The sequence below is a fragment of the Mesorhizobium sp. M7A.F.Ca.MR.362.00.0.0 genome (assembly GCF_004023175.1).
Taxonomy (GTDB): Bacteria; Pseudomonadota; Alphaproteobacteria; order Rhizobiales; family Rhizobiaceae; genus Mesorhizobium.
Genome location: NZ_RZTF01000107.1, coordinates 1 through 17,184, shown reverse-complemented (window position 1 = coordinate 17,184; position 17,184 = coordinate 1). Strand labels below are relative to the sequence as shown.

Annotated in this window: 15 protein-coding genes and 2 pseudogenes; 6 read left to right on the top strand and 11 right to left on the bottom strand. The window is 62.7% G+C overall.

Going from position 1 to position 17,184, the window contains the following annotated elements:
• The 6 genes and pseudogenes from EOC06_RS15600 to EOC06_RS15570 all read right to left on the bottom strand — a co-directional run.
• Positions 1–339: biotin/lipoyl-containing protein (locus EOC06_RS15600; RefSeq protein WP_164898597.1), on the bottom strand; the 339-nt coding region annotated here is incomplete at its 3' end.
• 3 nt (positions 340–342) lie between these two features.
• On the bottom strand, positions 343–1,341 hold the full coding sequence (locus tag EOC06_RS15595; RefSeq protein ID WP_127267172.1) for an alpha-ketoacid dehydrogenase subunit beta: 999 nt from the start codon (positions 1,339–1,341) through the stop codon (positions 343–345).
• The gene (locus EOC06_RS15590) at positions 1,341–2,369 is read right to left on the bottom strand and encodes a thiamine pyrophosphate-dependent dehydrogenase E1 component subunit alpha (protein ID WP_127321726.1); all 1,029 of its coding nucleotides are present in this window, start codon (positions 2,367–2,369) and stop codon (positions 1,341–1,343) included. Before EOC06_RS15590 ends, EOC06_RS15595 begins: the two co-directional genes overlap by 1 nt.
• 2 nt (positions 2,370–2,371) lie before the next feature.
• Complete coding sequence (locus tag EOC06_RS15585; RefSeq protein WP_127330359.1) at positions 2,372–3,700, bottom strand: NAD(P)H-dependent oxidoreductase; 1,329 nt, start codon at positions 3,698–3,700, stop codon at positions 2,372–2,374.
• A gap of 453 nt (positions 3,701–4,153) precedes the next feature.
• A pseudogene (locus tag EOC06_RS15575) lies at positions 4,154–4,378 on the bottom strand (SDR family oxidoreductase); the annotation flags it as partial.
• A 13-nt stretch (positions 4,379–4,391) separates the two neighbouring features.
• Positions 4,392–4,925 carry a TetR/AcrR family transcriptional regulator gene (locus EOC06_RS15570; protein ID WP_127323062.1) on the bottom strand — a complete coding sequence of 178 codons (534 nt, stop codon included), beginning with the start codon at positions 4,923–4,925 and terminating at the stop codon, positions 4,392–4,394.
• A gap of 145 nt (positions 4,926–5,070) precedes the next feature.
• Between EOC06_RS15570 and EOC06_RS15565 the strand changes: the two genes are divergently transcribed.
• Positions 5,071–6,399 (top strand): efflux RND transporter periplasmic adaptor subunit, encoded by a 1,329-nt coding sequence (locus EOC06_RS15565; RefSeq protein WP_127330361.1) that lies wholly within the window; start codon positions 5,071–5,073, stop codon positions 6,397–6,399.
• Positions 6,396–9,479 carry an efflux RND transporter permease subunit gene (locus EOC06_RS15560; protein ID WP_127272041.1) on the top strand — a complete coding sequence of 1,028 codons (3,084 nt, stop codon included), beginning with the start codon at positions 6,396–6,398 and terminating at the stop codon, positions 9,477–9,479. Before EOC06_RS15565 ends, EOC06_RS15560 begins: the two co-directional genes overlap by 4 nt.
• A 213-nt stretch (positions 9,480–9,692) precedes the next feature.
• Here EOC06_RS15560 and EOC06_RS15555 read toward each other — a convergent pair whose 3' ends face one another.
• Complete coding sequence (locus EOC06_RS15555) at positions 9,693–10,154, bottom strand: L,D-transpeptidase (RefSeq protein WP_023811018.1); 462 nt, start codon at positions 10,152–10,154, stop codon at positions 9,693–9,695.
• Positions 10,155–10,508: 354 nt separating this feature from the next.
• On the opposite strand from EOC06_RS15555, the gene EOC06_RS15550 reads away from it, so the two are divergent.
• Both EOC06_RS15550 and EOC06_RS15545 read left to right on the top strand, forming a co-directional pair.
• Positions 10,509–10,841: a hypothetical protein gene (locus EOC06_RS15550; RefSeq protein WP_127330363.1), complete on the top strand. Its 333-nt coding sequence runs from the start codon at positions 10,509–10,511 to the stop codon at positions 10,839–10,841.
• A 54-nt stretch (positions 10,842–10,895) separates the two neighbouring features.
• Positions 10,896–11,063: a hypothetical protein gene (locus tag EOC06_RS15545; RefSeq protein ID WP_081738724.1), complete on the top strand. Its 168-nt coding sequence runs from the start codon at positions 10,896–10,898 to the stop codon at positions 11,061–11,063.
• Positions 11,064–11,135: 72 nt separating this feature from the next.
• Here the strand turns inward: EOC06_RS15545 and EOC06_RS15540 are convergent, their stop codons facing one another.
• Entirely contained in the window at positions 11,136–11,837 is a 702-nt protein-coding gene (locus tag EOC06_RS15540) for a response regulator transcription factor (protein WP_127271440.1), read from the bottom strand.
• A 46-nt stretch (positions 11,838–11,883) separates the two neighbouring features.
• Here EOC06_RS15540 and EOC06_RS15535 point away from each other — a divergent pair, with 46 nt between their 5' ends.
• Complete coding sequence (locus EOC06_RS15535) at positions 11,884–12,657, top strand: response regulator (protein WP_206631195.1); 774 nt, start codon at positions 11,884–11,886, stop codon at positions 12,655–12,657.
• A gap of 84 nt (positions 12,658–12,741) precedes the next feature.
• Positions 12,742–14,829, top strand: coding sequence for an ATP-binding protein (locus EOC06_RS15530; protein WP_164893022.1), 2,088 nt, complete (start codon positions 12,742–12,744; stop codon positions 14,827–14,829).
• A 112-nt stretch (positions 14,830–14,941) separates the two neighbouring features.
• Here the strand turns inward: EOC06_RS15530 and EOC06_RS45000 are convergent.
• The 3 genes and pseudogenes from EOC06_RS45000 to EOC06_RS15515 all read right to left on the bottom strand — a co-directional run.
• Positions 14,942–15,354 (bottom strand): annotated as a pseudogene (locus EOC06_RS45000) (hypothetical protein).
• 210 nt (positions 15,355–15,564) lie between these two features.
• Positions 15,565–16,875: a flavin monoamine oxidase family protein gene (locus tag EOC06_RS15520; protein WP_128308191.1), complete on the bottom strand. Its 1,311-nt coding sequence runs from the start codon at positions 16,873–16,875 to the stop codon at positions 15,565–15,567.
• A gap of 98 nt (positions 16,876–16,973) precedes the next feature.
• Positions 16,974–17,184 (bottom strand): membrane dipeptidase (locus tag EOC06_RS15515; protein ID WP_206631194.1); only part of this gene is annotated, 211 nt, incomplete at its 5' end.

Below are 17,184 nucleotides of genomic sequence, written 5' to 3'. Positions count from 1 at the left end.
GACTGGGCTCGACGGTACAGGGGTGCCTCCTGAGGCAACCCCCTCTCTCGACTTCGTCGACATCTCCCCCTCGAGGGGGGAATTTGGCGCATAGCTTTCACCGTCGGCATAGATCCACGCGACGGCAGCGCCGACCGCGATATCGACACCTTCCTTGCCGCTGACATCGCGCAGCACGCCGCTGGCCGGCGCGTCGATTTCCATCGCCGCCTTGTCGGTCTCGATCTCGAACAGCACATCGCCCTTCTTGACGTGCGCGCCTTCCTCGGCGAACCAACGCGAGATCTGTCCGGTCGCCATGTCCATGTCGACCTTGGGAAGAATGACTTCGGTCGGCATTTCTCAGCGAACCCCTTTCACGAGGTCACGCGCAGCGGTGATGATGTCGGGAATTTGCGGCACCGTCGCCTTCTCGAGCTCCGGATTATAGGGGATCGGCGTTTCGGCGCCGCCCAGCCGCACGATCGGCGCATCGAGATAATCGAACGCTTCGCTCTCGGCGATCATGGCGCTGACCTCGGCGCCGATGCCCAGCGTCTTGACCGCTTCGTAGACGCATAGCAGCCGCGACGTCTTCTTGACACTGTCGATGACGGTCTGCTTGTCCATCGGCCGGATGGTGCGGAGATCGACGACTTCGACGTCGATGCCTTCGCTCTCCAGCGCGGCAGCCGCGTCGAGCGCCTTCTGCACCATGATCGAGGTGGCGACGATGGTCAGGTCGCGGCCCTCGCGGCGGATATCTGCCTTGCCGATCGGCACGGTGTAATAGCCTTCGGGCACCGGTCCCTTCATCTTGTAGAGCAGCTTGTGCTCGAAGATCATGACCGGATCGGGATCGGCGACCGCCGCCAACAGCATACCCTTGGCATCATAGGGGGTCGCCGGCTGGATGACTTTCAGACCCGGCACATGGCCGAGCCAGGCTTCCAGGCTCTGGCTGTGCTGAGCCGCCGCACCGGTGCCGGAACCGGCGGGAAAGCGCATCACCACGGGAACCGAAACCTCGCCGCCCAACATGAAGCGCATCTTGGCCGCCTGGTTGACGATCTGCTCCATGGCAAGCGTGGCGAAGTCGGAAAACTGGAACTCGAAGATCGGCCGCATGCCCGTGAGGGCAGCGCCCACCGCGACGCCCGCGCCGCCCAATTCCGAAATCGGCGTGTCGATGACGCGGTCAGCGCCGTAACGTTCGACCAGGTCGCCGGTGACCTGGAAGGCGCCGCCATAGACACCGATATCTTCGCCCATCAGGAAAACGCGTTCGTCCATGTCCATGGCGATCGCCATGGCTTCCTGGATCGCCTGGGCGTAGCTCAGTTCACGCACCATCGCGTCCATCACGCCTGCTCCGTATACACGTAATTTCCGGTCTCGCTGATATCGGGCGACGGGCTCGCCTTGGCGAACTCGATGCCCTCGGCGATCTCTTGCGCCACGGCATCGCGAATGGCCTCGATGCCCTTGTCGTCGATGAAGCCGAATTCCCTGAGCTCGCTTTCGAACAGGATGATCGGATCGCGGTTCGACATCCAGTCCTCGATCTCTTCCTTGGTGCGATAGCGGTTGCGGTCGCTCTTGGAATGGCCGCGATGGCGGTAGGTCTTGGACTCGATCAGCGTCGGCCCCTCGCCGGCGCGGGCTCGGGCGATAGCCTGATGAGACGCCTCGGCGACCTCGGAGAAGATGTTGCCGTTGACGATGACGCCCGGCATCGAATAGGCGGCGGCGCGCTCGGCGATGTTCTTGACCGCGGTCGAGCGGGCTGTCGATGTGGACATGCCATAGCCATTGTTCTCGCAGACGAAAATGACGGGCAGCTTCCAGACCGCCGCCATGTTGAGCGCCTCGTGGAAAGCGCCTTCATTGTTGGCGCCATCGCCGAAGAACGAGACCACGACCTTGCCGGTCTTCATCATCTTGGAGGACAATGCCGCCCCGACGGCGATCGGGATGCCGCCGCCGACGATGCCATTGGCGCCGAGATTGCCCTTGCCGACATCGGCGATGTGCATCGAGCCGCCACGGCCCTTGCAATAGCCTGTGGTCTTGCCGAAGAACTCGGCGAACATGCGCTTGACCTCGGCGCCCTTGGCAATGCAGTGGCCATGACCGCGATGCGTCGAGGTGATCTGGTCATCCTCGGCAAGAGGCATGCAGATGCCCATGGCGCTGGCTTCCTGGCCGATCGACAAATGCATGGTGCCGTGGATGAGGCCGCGCGTGTAGCACTCCTCCGCGCCCTCTTCGAAGCGGCGGATCAGGTACATCTTGTGGAGCACCTGCTTGAGCTGCTCGGCGCTGTACTGGCGGTAGACGAAGGGCAGATTGGCGCGACTGTCAGTGACGGCTTTGCTGGCTGTGGCCATGATCACGCTCCCACGGACCCATAGACGAGCTTGTCCTGGCGGGCGCGCAGTTCGGCGATCTTGGAGCCCGCCGCGGGCGCTGCATTCGCGTAGGTTATGAGCTCGCCCTTCTTGATCGGCGCGGTGACCGAGCCGCCCTGCAGCAAGCCGCAGGGAATGGCCTTGGCGGCGCGCGCCTCAGGTGTCGTCATGATCCAGGCGCGGTAGCAATATTCACCGATCGCATCCAGCTTCTCGCCGGGCTGCATGTCCTTCTTGGCCACGGCGGCGACTTCGGCCACCGGTTTGGCCAGCGGCACCATGTCGGCCTTGCCGTAGAGCACGACGCGCGCACAGGTCAGCGGCACTTCGAGCGAGGTCAGGTGATAGGGACGATGGAAAGTGAAATACGGGCCTTTGCCCATCTTCAAATCTTCCATACGCTCGGAGATGCGCGGATGCGACATGTCGGCAACGACGAAGACGCCGGGCGCGACACCCTTGCCGATCGAATAGTCGACGACGCCGACCCTCGACAGCACGCCGCCATCCTTCTGCGGCACCAGCACCTTGGACAGTTCGCCAAGCGTCGCCGCCGGCCCATGCATGCCGGCCTTGTCTGGCACCAGGCCGGTGGCATTGGCGATCGCCGCCATCTCGACCATGGTCTTGGAGCCGTCGACGAATTCGACCAGCATCCGCACATTCATGTGCCGGCGCTTGGCTTCCTCCTCATAGTCTGGGGGAATGGCGTCGATGTTGAGCGGATTGTTCTTGCCCTTGCCGGCGGCAACGATCGGATGCCCCATGGCCGAAACGAACTCGATCAGTTCCATGCAGGAGGACGGCTCATCGCCAGCGCCCAGCGAATAGGTGACGCCAAGCCGGTCGGCCTCGCTCTTCAGATAGGCGCCGATGGTGACATCGGCCTCGACATTCATCATCACCAGATGCTTGCCATGTTCCATGGCGCGCAGCCCGATCTCAGCGCCAACGGCGGGAACCCCGGTGGCGTCGATGACGACGTCGATCAGATCATTGTTGATGACAAGGCTGGCGTCGTTGGTGACCGCCACCTTGCCGGCTTCCATCGCCGCCGTCATCCCCGACGCGTTCGACACCTCGCGCGCATGCCCGGTTTCCTGGAAGGCGATATCGACGGCCTTGCTGGCGGCAGGCAGGTTCAGTTCGGAAATGGCGCCGATCTCGATGCCTGACATATGAGCGACACGAGTGACGATGTCGGTTCCCATCTCGCCCGAGCCGATCAGGCCGATGCGGATAGGCTTGCCCGACTTGGCGCGTTCCTCGAGATCGCGGGCAAGGCCCGTCAACGAAACATTGGAAGCCATACCGCTCGTTCCTCCCATAATGCAGGCTTGTTCGATTGCCTGACGGGTATTGAACATCTGTATTTCTGTCAAGACTAATGTCCAGATTCTTGTGCTTTTTGGGCACTTTCACCACAGTCCAGCGGGACGAAAAAGAGGCTGGAAAACTGATGCAGCGCAGTCGCCGTCAGTGCGCGGATGGGCATCGGTTGGAATCGTTCAGCTCAGCAAAGGCGCAGCCTGTTGCGCTGCCGTGCAATAGGCAGGCGCATGCGACTGGCGGCATCTTGGCCCTCGCGGGAAGTCCTGCTCAGTGTTCCGCGAAGCCGCCACGGGCAACCCGCCGCGTCGATCGGAAAATCATGGAAATGCACGACCACGCCATCCGCATCGATCAAGACCACGGCATAGGCGGGTGCTTTTCTGCTAGCGCCCAGCGGCACCAGCCGGCAAACGGAACGCTTGGATTACCCTCTACTGTGCCGTCCAGCCGCCGTCCATCTGCAAGGTCGTGCCGGTGATCTGCCTGGCTGCGTCCGAACACAGGAACAGCGTCAACGCAGCAAGCTCATCGACGGTGACGAATTCCTTGGTCGGCTGGGCTGCGAGCAGCACATCGTGCTTGACCTGTTCCTCGGTCATGCCGCGCGCCTTCATGGTGTCGGGAATCTGCCTTTCGACCAGCGGGGTCCAGACATAGGGTGGGCGACGCCTATTTGGCGATCTCGAGCAGGGACGATACCAGAAGCTCTCGCTCATCTTTCGACAGGACATCCGAATCGAAGAGGTTCATGCTGCGCAATCCCTCGATGGCGAGATAGCAGATCAACAGCGATTTGAGATCCGGCGTCTCACCTTTCAGCCGCTCGAAAAGCTGCCTCTTGAAGGTCTTTATCGGCATCATGAAATCGGGATCCTCGGCGATGGCCGAGAAAATCCAGGACGCCGACGGCTGCTTTTCCTCGCAATCATTGGCTGACAGCCTGATGTAGACAGCCAGGAGATTTTCGTCCTTGTCATTTGTGCGGGCGGCTTCCAGTGCGTGCTCGAACTCACGCAGATAGCCTTCGACCAAACCTTGCATCAATTTGGCCTTGGTCGGGAAATTGTAGAGGAGCCCTCCCTTGGACACGCCGGCACGGCTGGCTACGGCATCCAGCGACAGGCTGCCTGGTCCGGATTCCCGGGCAACATCAGCCGCCGCGGCGAGAATCTTCTCGCGCGAATTCGGTCTTTGGGCTCTCATGGGGCCTCCCATCGCAAGCTTAGGCCCAATTGACAAGACCGTCCAGACGGTACAGGAAGACCGCCATTATTTGAAATCGGGACCCGCAGTCGATATGTGTCCCGATATCCGCGCTTCGCGCCGGATTTCGACTGAGGGGACTTCCTTGTTCAAGCGCATACTCCGTATCTTTATCATTGTTCTGGTTCTGGCTCTGCTCGTCGTTGTGGTCGGCGGCATCGTCGGCTTCAACTTCCTGCGCGACAACGGCATCAAGCAGTACTTCGCATCGATGAAGCCGCCGGCGGCAACCGTTTCGACGACCATCGCCAAGCCTTCGGCCTGGACGCCAGGCGTCGAGGCGATCGGTACGGTCAGGGCTGTGCGTGGTGTCGACCTGACGGTCGAGACCACCGGGATCGTCAAGGACATCCTTTTCCATGCCAACCAGAAGGTGGCCGACAATGCGGTTCTGCTGCAGCTCGATGACGCCGTCGAGCGCGCCGACCTCGACGCACAGAAAGCGCAGGCCGCGCTCGACCAGACCTCGCTGGCCCGCGCCATTGAACTGACCAGGCGTGGCGTCGGCTCCGACTCGACGCTGGACACGGCGCGTGCGGCGGCCTCGGCCTCGGCATCTCAGGTCACCAAGCTGCAGGCCGTACTCGAGCAGAAGCAGCTGACGGCGCCTTTCGGCGGCACGGTGGGCATTCCGAAAATCGATATCGGCCAGTATCTGGCGCCCGGCACCGCCGTGGTGACATTGCAGGACCTCGACACGATGCGGGTCGATTTCTCGGTTCCCGAACAGCAACTCGCCTTGCTCAAGATCGGCCAGACGATTCGATTGGGCCTTGGCGGTGAGGACAGGCCATTCGCAGGCGCCATTCGCGGCATCGACCCGAAGATCGACTCGTCCAGCCGGCTGGTGAACATCCGGGCGGAAGTCGCCAATCCCGATGGCAAGCTGACCCCCGGCCAGTTCGTGCAGGTGCGTGTCGAGTTGCCCGAAGAGCAGAACGTGCTGACCCTGCCGCAGACGGCGCTGACGACAAGCCTCTATGGCGACTACATCTTCGTGGTGCAGCCGGCCAAGCCTGCCGAGGCGGCCCCAGCCAAGCCGGAGGAAAAACCCGCCGCGCCGTCAGCCGACAAATCGGCGGAAGCCAAGCCTGCGGACACCAAGCCGGCCGATGCCATGAAGCCGGGGGCTGATGCAGCCAAGCCTGCCGCCGATGCGGCAAAACCAACCGACAAGGCTGCCGATCCGGCCAAGCCGGCGGCGGAAGGTGACAAGCCCGCGCTCGTGCTGTCGCAGGTGTTCGTCAAGCCCGGCCGCCGCAATCAAGGCATGGTCGAGATCGTCGAGGGGCTGAAGGCCGGCGACGAGGTCGTCACCGCCGGCCAGAACCGCCTCTTCAACGGCATGTCCGTCGTTGTGGACAACACCATCGACCCGACCAAATCGGCGAACAAGCAGGCCGAACAGCAATGAGCTTTTCAGATCTCTTCATTCGCCGGCCTGTTCTTTCGACGGTCCTTGCCTGCATGATCCTGCTCCTGGGTTTCCAGGGCATCTTCAACCTGTCGATCCGGCAGTATCCGAAGGTCGACGAAACCGCGATCACCATCACGACGGCCTATCCAGGCGCCAGCGCCGATCTGATCCAGGGCTTCATTTCCGCCCCGATCGCCCGCGCCGTCGCCTCGACCGAAAACATCGACTACGTCACCTCGTCCAGCCGCCCGTCCTCCAGCACCGTGACCGTGCAGATGAAGCTCGGCTCGAACCCCGACGTCGCGCTGACCGAAGTCCTGTCCAAGGTCCAGGGCGTGCGCGGCACCTTGCCGGACGCATCGAAGGACCCTGTCATCGTCAAGGGCACCGGCCAGCAGTTCGCGATGATGTACATCTCGATGCAGAACCCGAACATGACGAAGGAGCAGCTGACCGAGTATATCGAGCGCGTCATCAGGCCGCGCATGTCGACGGTCGAAGGCGTCGCCGACGTGCAGATCTTCGGCGCCCAGGAATACTCGATGCGCGTCTGGATCGATCCGGTCAAGCTTGCCGCGCGCGGCGTGACGGCCTCCGAACTGCTGACGGCGATCAACAATTCCAACTTCCTGTCGGCGCCCGGCAACACCCAGAACGAGTATGTCGTTTCCTCGATCACCGTGCGCTCGACATTGCAGACGCCGGAGGCATTCGCCGAGCTGCCGCTGCGCTCGACTGACGGCAATGTGGTGCGGTTGCGCGACGTGGCTCGCGTCGAACTCGCGGCCGAGAACACCGACACCCGGGTCTCGTTCAACGGCAAACCCGGCACCTTCCTCGCCATCTTCCCGACGCCGGCGGCCAATCCGCTGACCACGGCGGCTGCGCTCACCAAGCTGGTGCCGCAGATTCAGGAGACGCTGCCGAAAGGCATGACGATCGAGGTCGTCTACGACGCGACCGGGCAGATCAGCGCTTCGATCGAAGAGGTGTTCAAGACCATCGCCGAGGCGGTTGCCATCGTCATCGTCGTCATCCTTCTGTTCCTTGGCTCCTTCCGGTCGGTGATGATGCCGATCATCACCATCCCGTTGTCGCTGATCGGCGTCTGTTTCCTTTTGTTTGCGGTGGGCTATTCGATCAACCTGCTGTCGCTGCTGGCCATGGTGCTGGCGATCGGCCTGGTCGTCGACGACGCCATCGTGGTGGTGGAGAACATCCATCGCCATATGGAAGAAGACCACATGTCGCCGATGCAGGCCGCGTTCAGCGGTATGCGCGAAATATCGTCGGCCATCATTGCCATGACCATGACACTGGCCGCCGTGTTCGCGCCGCTGGCCTTCACCGGCGGCCTGACCGGCGCATTGTTCCGTGAATTCGCAGTCACGCTCGCCGGCTCAGTGGTGCTGTCGGGCGTCATCGCCATCACCATCACCCCGATGATGTCGGCACGCCTCCTGAAGTCCGGCACGCCGGGCCGTTTCCAGCGCATTGTCGACGGCGCCTTCGCGCGCGTCGAGCATGTCTATGAACGCGCCGTCACCGGGTCGCTCAATTATCGCCCATTGACGCTGATCATCGTGCTTGCGCTTGTCGGCGTCACCGGCTTCATGTTCACCAAGACCTCGAGCGAACTGGCGCCGGAAGAGGACCAGGGCTTTCTGCTCTCGATTGTGACAGGGCCGCGTTATGCGACCTCCGATTACACCGAGACATACGTCAACCAGATCCTCGGCCTGGTGAAGGATATTCCCGAAACACGGGCGCAGTTCTCGGCCGTCGCCTTCGGCGGCACGACAAACAGCGCCTTCGTCGGCTATGCCTTCAAGGATTGGGCGGAACGCAAGCGCAATTCGAAGGAACTACAGGCCGACATCACGGCCCGTATCGCCAAAGTGGCCGGCGTCGAGGCCTTCGTCTTCGCGCCGCCGACGCTGCCCGGCTCTGGTGGCGGCCTGCCCATTTCCATGGTGGTGCGATCGACCGGCGCTTCCTCGGAAGTGTACGAGGTGGCCGAGCAGATCAAGAACAAGGCGCAAGCCTCCGGCCGCTTCATCGTCGTGCAGAATTCGATGGCTTATGACGCACCAGAGGTGACGGTGACCATCGACCGTGATCGCGCCGCGGCGTTGAACCTGCCGATCGCCGATATCGGCCGCACGCTGACCTTGCTGGTCGGCGGCGCCGAGGTGGCGCAGTTCGACCGTGACTCCAACAGCTACGACATCATCCCGCAGGTGCCGCAGGAGTTTCGCGACAACCCCGATAAGCTCGGCGAATACTTCGTACGCAGCGTGACGGGCGAGATGGTGCCGCTCTCGGCGGTGGTCAAGATTTCGAACAATGCGGCGCCGGCGGCAATCGAGCAGTTCAACCAACTGAATTCGTCGACGATTTCGGCGCTCCCGCTGCCCGGCGTCACCACCGGCGACGGGCTGAAGGCGCTGGAGGACATCGCCAAGGAGAGCCTGCCCGACACCTTCTTCCTCGACTATTCCGGTCAATCGCGGCAGGAAAAGGAACAGGGCAACACCATCCTGATCGCTTTCGCGGCGGCCGTTGTCGTCATCTATCTGGTGCTGGCGGCGCAGTTTGAAAGCTTTCGCGACCCCCTGATCATCATGATGGCGGTGCCGCTGTCGATCTTCGGCGCGATCGTGCCGCTCAATCTGGGCCTCGGCACGCTCAACATCTACACGCAGGTCGGCCTGATCACACTGATCGGTCTGATCACCAAGCACGGCATCCTGCTGGTCGAGTTCGCCAACCAGCAGCGTGAAAAGCATGGCATGCGACGTCGCGACGCCATCATCGCCTCGGCCAAGGTGCGCCTGCGGCCGATCCTGATGACGACGGCGGCGATGGCGCTCGGCGTGGTGCCGCTGATCACGTCCAGCGGCGCTGGTGCCGCGGCCCGCTATTCGATGGGCCTGGTCATCTTCACCGGCATCCTGGTCGGAACCCTGTTCACGCTCTTCGTCGTGCCCATGTTCTACACCTTCATCGCCAGCAAGGACCTGCCTCATTTGGCGGAGAAGCCGGATCCCAAGCTGATGCCGGCACTGCCGAGCTAGGGTGGGGCTTCCTGCCCGGAAATGCGCAGGACAAATGCAAAAGAAAAAGAGGCCGGAAACTTTCCGGCCTCTTTTCTTTTTGGCTGGGCTCGATACCGCCGGTTTGAGCTGTACGCAATACCTCGGTTCGAGCCGTGCTCGATACCGCAGCGTTTTCCGGCGGGAGCCTTGAACGGCGCGGCAGCATGCTGACACGCCGTCGGTCACAGCCTGCTACTTGACGATGACGATGCTGGTGTTGGTCGCCCCGAAGGTTTCGACGAGCTGGTAGAAATCGGCGGCGTTGTCGGGGTGCAGCCGCACGCAGCCATGCGAAGCCGGCTGGCCGAGGCGCTTGATCGCATAGGTCGCGTGCACCGCATAGCCGCCGCTGAAGAAGACTGAGTGCGGCATCGGGGCGTTGTCGTATTTCTTCGAATACCACATTTCATGCATGCGGGTCGGCTTGAACGAGCCGGTCGGCGTCACATGGGCCCGGTCGCCGGTGGAGACTTTCCAGGCGAAGGTCGGCCGGCCGTCGACGGAGACTTCCATGATCTGCTGCGAAAGCGAAACGCGCGCCACGATCTTGTTGGCGGCGTGCGCCGCACCCGAGCCGGCGCCGAGCAGCAGTGCTGCACCAGTCAAGGCAGCGGCGGTGATGTTGATAAGTTTGGCGGAAATGGCGGTATGCATGATGAAGTTCCCTCTCTCTGCCGGTTGGTCCGGCTCCAATTTCGATGGCCGCTTATCCCAACGTCATGTTTCGAGAAGATTTCGCAAAATGCTCGCTTCTGTTTCGAATCTGTTTCCACCGGTTAACAAACGTCCCTCTTATAGATGGGGTTGGACACGCTCGGCAGGCCCCGCCAGCAAAGACCAGCGGCGGGAACATGAGTATCCGCCTCCAAACGAAAGTGCGAATTGCATCATGTGAAAGAACAGTCGTCGACATCGAAACCAACCTGCAACAAAGCGCGGCTCCGAGCGGCATGATCCGGATACGGGGTGCGGGCAAAGTTGACGCAACGAAAACAGCCGGAAACGAACATGGGAACGAAATCGAACGCGCTGTCCTGGCTTCTCAGGATCAGCATCGCGGCAACGGTCATCGGCGGCGTCGGCACGGTTGCCGGCACCCCGCTGACAAGCCTCGGCGCGATGACATCAGGCGAGATTTCGACGCTGCATGCCGCACTGTTTTTCGCCACGGTCTGGATTGTTTCCAGCCTGCGCATCGCCCGGCTAAAGGCCCTCTGGCGGGTCGGCCTTAGGCTGACGGGTTTGCGCGGCGCCTCCGGCAACTTGCTGCCGAGAGGACCGAAGGCCCGCGCCGCGACGGGGGGCTCCGTGGGCGGCGCGGGCACTTCGGGGGTATCCTGAAGCGGCCCGCAACAGGTTCATTTTTGAATAATTGGCATTTGGGGAACTGCGACGATGAAAACGAAATTCGCTGCTTCGGTGCTGTCCGCACTGCTTTACGCCCAGGGCCTGCTCGGCTTTGCCGGTCTTGCTACCGTGCTCCTCAGGGACCGCGCCCATGCAAGCGAACTCACCATGGGCAGTGACATGCCGGTGGGGCCATCGCTTCTGCTGGTACGCTGAGCGTCAAGAGCATCGGGCCCAGAGATGGAAAATCCGATGCCCTACAAAAGGGATTGCGCCAGTACCCGGCGGTCAGTCGGCGAATTGCCGCGGCGGATCGAACCGGTAGCCGGCGCCACGTATTGTGGTGATGGTGTCGGTGTCGAGCTTGCGGCGCAGCCGCACGATGCGCGAATCGATCGACCGATCGAAGGCGTCGGCGTTTTCGGCCGGTGCCGCGGCGATGATATCATCGCGCGTCAGCACCTTGCGCGGACTGGCCAGGAACAACCTGAGCAGCGCCACCTGACCGGGCGAAAGCTGTTCCTCGGAGCCGGAGCGATGCATGACCATGGCCGATCTCAGATCGACGGTCGCGTTCTCCAGCACGATCAGTTCCTGGGTGCCCCTGCCGCGGCGCGAAAGAAGGCCGCCGACACGAGCGGCCAGTTCACGGACATTGAGCGGGCTCTCGACGACGTCGGCCGCACCAAGCTCCAGCGCCAGCACCTTGTCGACAAGATCGGCCGGCCGGCAGATCAGGATGAAATCCGGCCCGCCCTCGCCGCCTCCTCCTTGGCCGCCATAACGTCTGAGCAGGTCGCGCCCCTCCGCCTGGCTGAGGCTGTCGCCGACGACGACGACGTCGATGCCCTTTCCCGACAGCAGCGATTCGGCCTCCCAGGGCTGGCGCGCCTGATGCACGTCGTGGCCGCGCCGCTCGAGATGGTCGGCGAGTTCGGTCGCCACCACTTCGGCTACCGAAACAAGCGCAATAACGGATCGTGCGGCCATATTTTCCAACCGTTCCCTGGCAACCCGGATATGAGTGCTGGACATGATGTTTATACCCAATCTACTTTCCACTGAAAGTGGGAGCGAAAGCATCGTGCGGGCAAGAATTGTTATCGTCGAGGACGAGCCCGATTTAAGGGATGCGGTTGCCGAATACCTCGAAGCCGCGGGCTATGAAGTGGTCACCGCCGAAAGTGCTGCCGCCGCGCGCAGCCTCGTTGAAACGCAATCGTTTCATCTCGCCATTCTCGACATCGCCATGCCCGGCGAGGACGGCCTCTCGCTCGGCCGCTGGCTGCGTTCGAAACTGCCGATCGGCATCATCTATGCGACCGCGGCCGGCACCGCGCTCGACCGCATCGTCGGGCTGGAACTCGGTGCCGACGACTACATCGTCAAGCCCTACGAATTGCGCGAAGTGCTGGCCAGGGTGCGCAGCGTGTTGCGCCGCGTTCCCCAGCCGAAGGAGCTCCAGGACAAGAAGGCCGGGACGGATCGCCGTTCCGTTGCGTTCGGGCCCTTTCAGGCCGATCTCGACGGCAGGCTGGTCACCGGTGCCAATGGCGCGGTGATCGACATGGCCAAGAGTGAGTTCGACGTGCTGGAGATTTTCCTCACCCGCGCCAACCGGCTGCTGACCCGCGCCGCTATCTCCGAGGCGATCGGTTTCACCGAAGATCCGGAATCGTCGCGCGCGGTCGACATCCGCATCATGCGGCTGCGCAAAAAGATCGAGGCCGATCCCGCCAATCCGAAATTCCTGCGCACGGTGCGCGGCGAGGGCTATATCTTCTCGCTGCCGACCGGCGACGGCAACTGAGCACCGGGCCAGAAGGATTCGGCTGCTCGCCAGCCGGAATTGGCACGACTCCGAATTGGCGCGACTCCGGAATGACAGCACAAGATGATCGCTGAAGCAGCAAGCACCGATATGCAAGGGTTCAGGCAGGGCGCGGCGATGGCGGCCGTGCGCGTCGTTCGCCGGCTGCGCGAGGCCGGCGACTGGCAGCGCGAGATGGACGGCATACTGGAAACGCTCTGCCGGGCCATGGATTGCCAGCGCGGCATCCTGTTTCGCTTGCGCGAACTGCCAGGCCAGGGCTTCGCCCAATCCGTCGCCGCCTATTGGATCGACCCTCTTTTCGGCGGCGAGCTGGCGTCGCCAACCGTCATCATGCAATCGATCGTCAATTCCGACCCCCTGCTGGAGCGGCTTGCCGAGGACGAGAGGCAGGGCAAGATCTTCGCCGGCCATACGCGCGACCTCGAAGGCTTCCTGAGGACCGATTTCGAGAAGCAGAACATCAAGTCGTTCCTCTCGGTCTCGGTCTTCGCGCATGGCCATCTCTGGGGCACGCTGGCGGTCAATGACTGCGTCAGCGAGCGTGCATGGACCGACGAGGAAGAGGCGACGCTGCACATCATCGCCCTGGCTATCGGCGACGCCATCGAGCGCTCGCCCTCCGACGCCCATGCCAGCGAGGTCATTCGCCGCACTATGCTGCAGGCCTCGCTCGATGCCATCGTCGTCATCGACGAGACCGGCTCGATCATCGAATTCAATCCGGCCGCCGAGAAGATGTTCGGCTTCCAGCGCAGCGACATTCTCGGCAAGGATCTGCTCGATACGATCGTGCCGATCTATTACCGCAAGGGCTATGCTTCGGGGGCCGAATACATGTCCGGCCGCGGCGCGCCGATGGTCGGCCAAAGGCTCGAGACGGTGACCCAGAATGCCGCCGGCGAAGTGTTCCCGATCGAGCTGACGGCGACCGAGATGCGGGTCGCCGACCGCCGCCTGATCTTCGGCTCCATCCGCGACCTACGCGACAAATTGCGTGCGGAGGAGGAAATCGGCCGGCAGCGCGAGAAGCTGCACCAGAACGAGAAGATGGCGGCGATGGGTTCGTTGCTGGCCGGCGTATCGCACGAGCTCAACAATCCCCTGGCCGTGGTTGTGGCGCAATCGACGCTGCTGCACGAATTCGCTTCCGATCCGCAGACCAAGGTGCGCGCCGAGAAAGTCCGCGCTGCGGCCGAGCGCTGCGGCCGCATCGTCAAGAGCTTCCTGTCGATGGTCCGCCTCCATCCCGCGGCACAGGCCGAGACCGACCTGAACCAGGTGATCCGGTCGGCACTCGAAGTGACCGCCTATGGCGCGCGCTCAAGCGGCATCGTCATCGACACCGATTTCGCCGCCGGCCCGCTGCTGGCCATGGCCGACGCCGATCATGTAACGCAGGTAGCGGCCAACTTCCTCATCAACAGCCAGCACGCCTTGGCTGGCATTGCCGGTGACCGGCTGATCAAGGTGCGGACGTTCCGCAGCGACCGCGGTCATCCCTGCTTCTCGGTCGAGGACAATGGGCCCGGCGTGCCGGAAGCGATCCGCGGCCGCATCTTCGAATCCTATTTCACCACCAAGCCGGTCGGCGTCGGCACCGGCATCGGCCTGTCGATCTCGAAATCGATCATCGAGCGGCACAATGGCAATGTCTGGTTCGAGGAAGTGCTCCCGAGAGGCGCGCGTTTCGTCGTCCAGCTGCCGGCCATCGTGGCCGGCCTCGCCACCGCCGGCGACAACCAGCCGCGATCGAGCGGCCTGCGCCATGCCTTGATCATCGACGACGAGCCGGATGTCGCCGGCTCGCTCTCCGACATACTCGAACTGATGGGCATCAAGTCGCGGATCGTTCCTGTCTGGGAATCGGCCGCCGCCACTTTGAGCGGCCACATGCCGCCGGACATCGTCTTTTCGGACCTGCGCATGCCCGGCGTCAGCGGCATATCGATCTATCGCGAGCTGCTCGCCGAAAAGCCTGACCTGGCGCGGCGTTTCGTGCTGGTTACAGGCGACCTGATCGGTGCGAAAGCCGAAATCGAGGCCCTGCCGGCACAGCAGCGGCCGCAGATCCTGGAAAAGCCGTTCAGCACGCTTGATGTGCGCAGTGTGCTGTCCGCCATTGCCGAACAGGCGGCCTTTAAAGAATAAAAAGAGGCCCCCGGGGGGCGGGGGCCGAAGAAGAGCGCGCTGGAGGGAGCGCTCGGGGAGTCCAGAACATGATCCCAAAACGGGAACGGTTTCGGATCAGGCTACGATAAAATCAGAAAATATTCGGCGTGTCGGCCAACGGTGCGGCAGTGGCGATCATGCGGATGGCGCGGCTCTTGTGTGTTCCGGACTGTTCGGCGATTGCGCGCAGGCAGTCGATACTCTCGGCACCCCAGGTCTGGCCCTTGCAGGCGAAGTCGGTCACCGGTACCGGCAGACGCGCGGTCCTGGTCGTCGTCTGCGCCCCGTCGATGAGATTGGACGGCGGATTCAACGAAGCGAAGGCCGGCCCGATTGTCGGCGCGAACCCCATGCCACGACGAAGGCGCAAGCAGCCAGCACCATGAACATCGCCATGGGGTGGTCGCTGGCCCGCTGGCGCAGCGCCAGTTTCGGACGGCGGTCATTGCGCTCTGGAGCCTGAAGGCGGCTCTCGCCACGGATCGTCTGGATTTTCGCATGCATTGCCTTCCCCTTCGCTGAGTTTCTTTTGGCGGTGAAATGAACTTATCCGCACTTTGTAACGGCGATGGGGTGGCGAAGGACTGGCACTGTAACCAATTCGAAACAGCATTCGGGCGAAGTCGGGCAAAATCGGGCATAGCTTCGACGGCGCTCGGGCTCGAGGCGCAACCTGACCCGATCTTGCCAAACAGTTTTTCGAAAAGACCAGGCTCAGACCGGAGCTTGAAGTTCGGCAATGATCTTGTGCGCGGCGATACGCCCGGCAATGATGGCGCCCTCGACATACCCCGGAAACGACGGCGAGAGTTCAGAACAGGCGAGATACACCGGCGGTGCGCCGGCAAGGATCGTTCGCTCGGCATCTCTCGCTCTAACATCGACAACAAGATCGCTGTACGCGCCGCCGCTCCAGCGATCGCCTACCCAGTCACGCAAACTGAAATCGATGACGTCGCCGGCACTCGGACCAAGGGCTACCTCCAACCGGCCGGTCACCTCCGCACGCAGTTCCGCCTCGCCGAGGTCACGCCAGCGCAGCGCGAGCGACCCGCCGACGAACACGACGAGCGCGGCATGCTCCGCATCCTTGCCGGCGTCGCAGGCAAACAGCCCCGGCGGATCGAGCCACATCACCATGCCGTTCAAATCCCGTCCGCGCCAAAACGGTTTGGCATAGCGCACCAGGATCTTGATAGCCGCGCCGCTTTTCCAGGCGCCGAGCGCCCGCCCCAGTCCAGCAGGCAAGGCGGGGGCAAAGGCGAGCTCCGTCACCGTCGCTGGCGGGACGGCAACCAGGACCGCGTGCGCCTCGATGGCACCCCCGGCCGAAACGACAAGAACACCTTGCGAACTGTGCTCGATGCGCGTGACCGGCTCGCTGAGCCGCAACCGATCGCCAAGGTCGCGGGCCAGATCGTCGGCCAGTGAATGCATGGTTTCGCGCACGAAATATTGCAGCTCCGGCACCTCGTTGGTGACGCGTCGGTCATTGTCGATCAGATACCAGAGAGGAATCTGATCCAGCGCCATGCACCAGAGACCTTCGATCATCGAACGGAACACGGCCCTGGCCTCGGCCGAATCGCGCTGGCGGGCAAGCCAGTCGGCAACGGTCAGTCCGGCAATCGAGACGTCGTCCGGATCGACCCCGTTCATGCGCTCGCGGATTGCCATTGCCGCGTCATAGATCCGCTCTGCTCGTTGTACGGACATCGTCGGCTGGGTGATGAAATCGCCATCGACATAGGTTTCAACCAGCGTCTTGCCGCGCGCCTCGATCAGCGCCATCAATTCCGGCATGTCCTCGCACAGGAACTGGCCGCCACTATCGATCCGTTCGCCAAGTCCGTTCAGTCGGGACTCGACGCGTCCGCCGACCCGGTCGCGTGCTTCGAGCAGAATGAAATCGATGCCGGCCTTCTTCATCTCGAGCGCCACCGACAGGCCTGTGAAACCCGCACCTACGATGACGACATCGGTTCGCTCGAATTCGCCGCCCTCATCCGTGGAGGTCTTCAGCATTGCCGGCTATCCACCCAATCGCATCCGGCTTCCACCGAGGAAGTATGTCCTTGTCGACATATGCCGGCGGGCCGCACGCGCCATGCCGCAGGCTGTCTCTAACCTATCGTTTTCTCGAGCATATTGAGCCAGTTGCGATAGGCGATTTTTTCGATCAGTGCGCGGCCGAAACCGCGTGCCGCCAATGCATCGATCAGCTTCGGCAGGCCGGCGACATCCCCGATGACGGCCGGGATCATGGCGCCGTCGAAATCGGAGCCAAGACCAACGCCGTCCTCACCCAGTGCCTGCAGCAGCGAATCGATATGC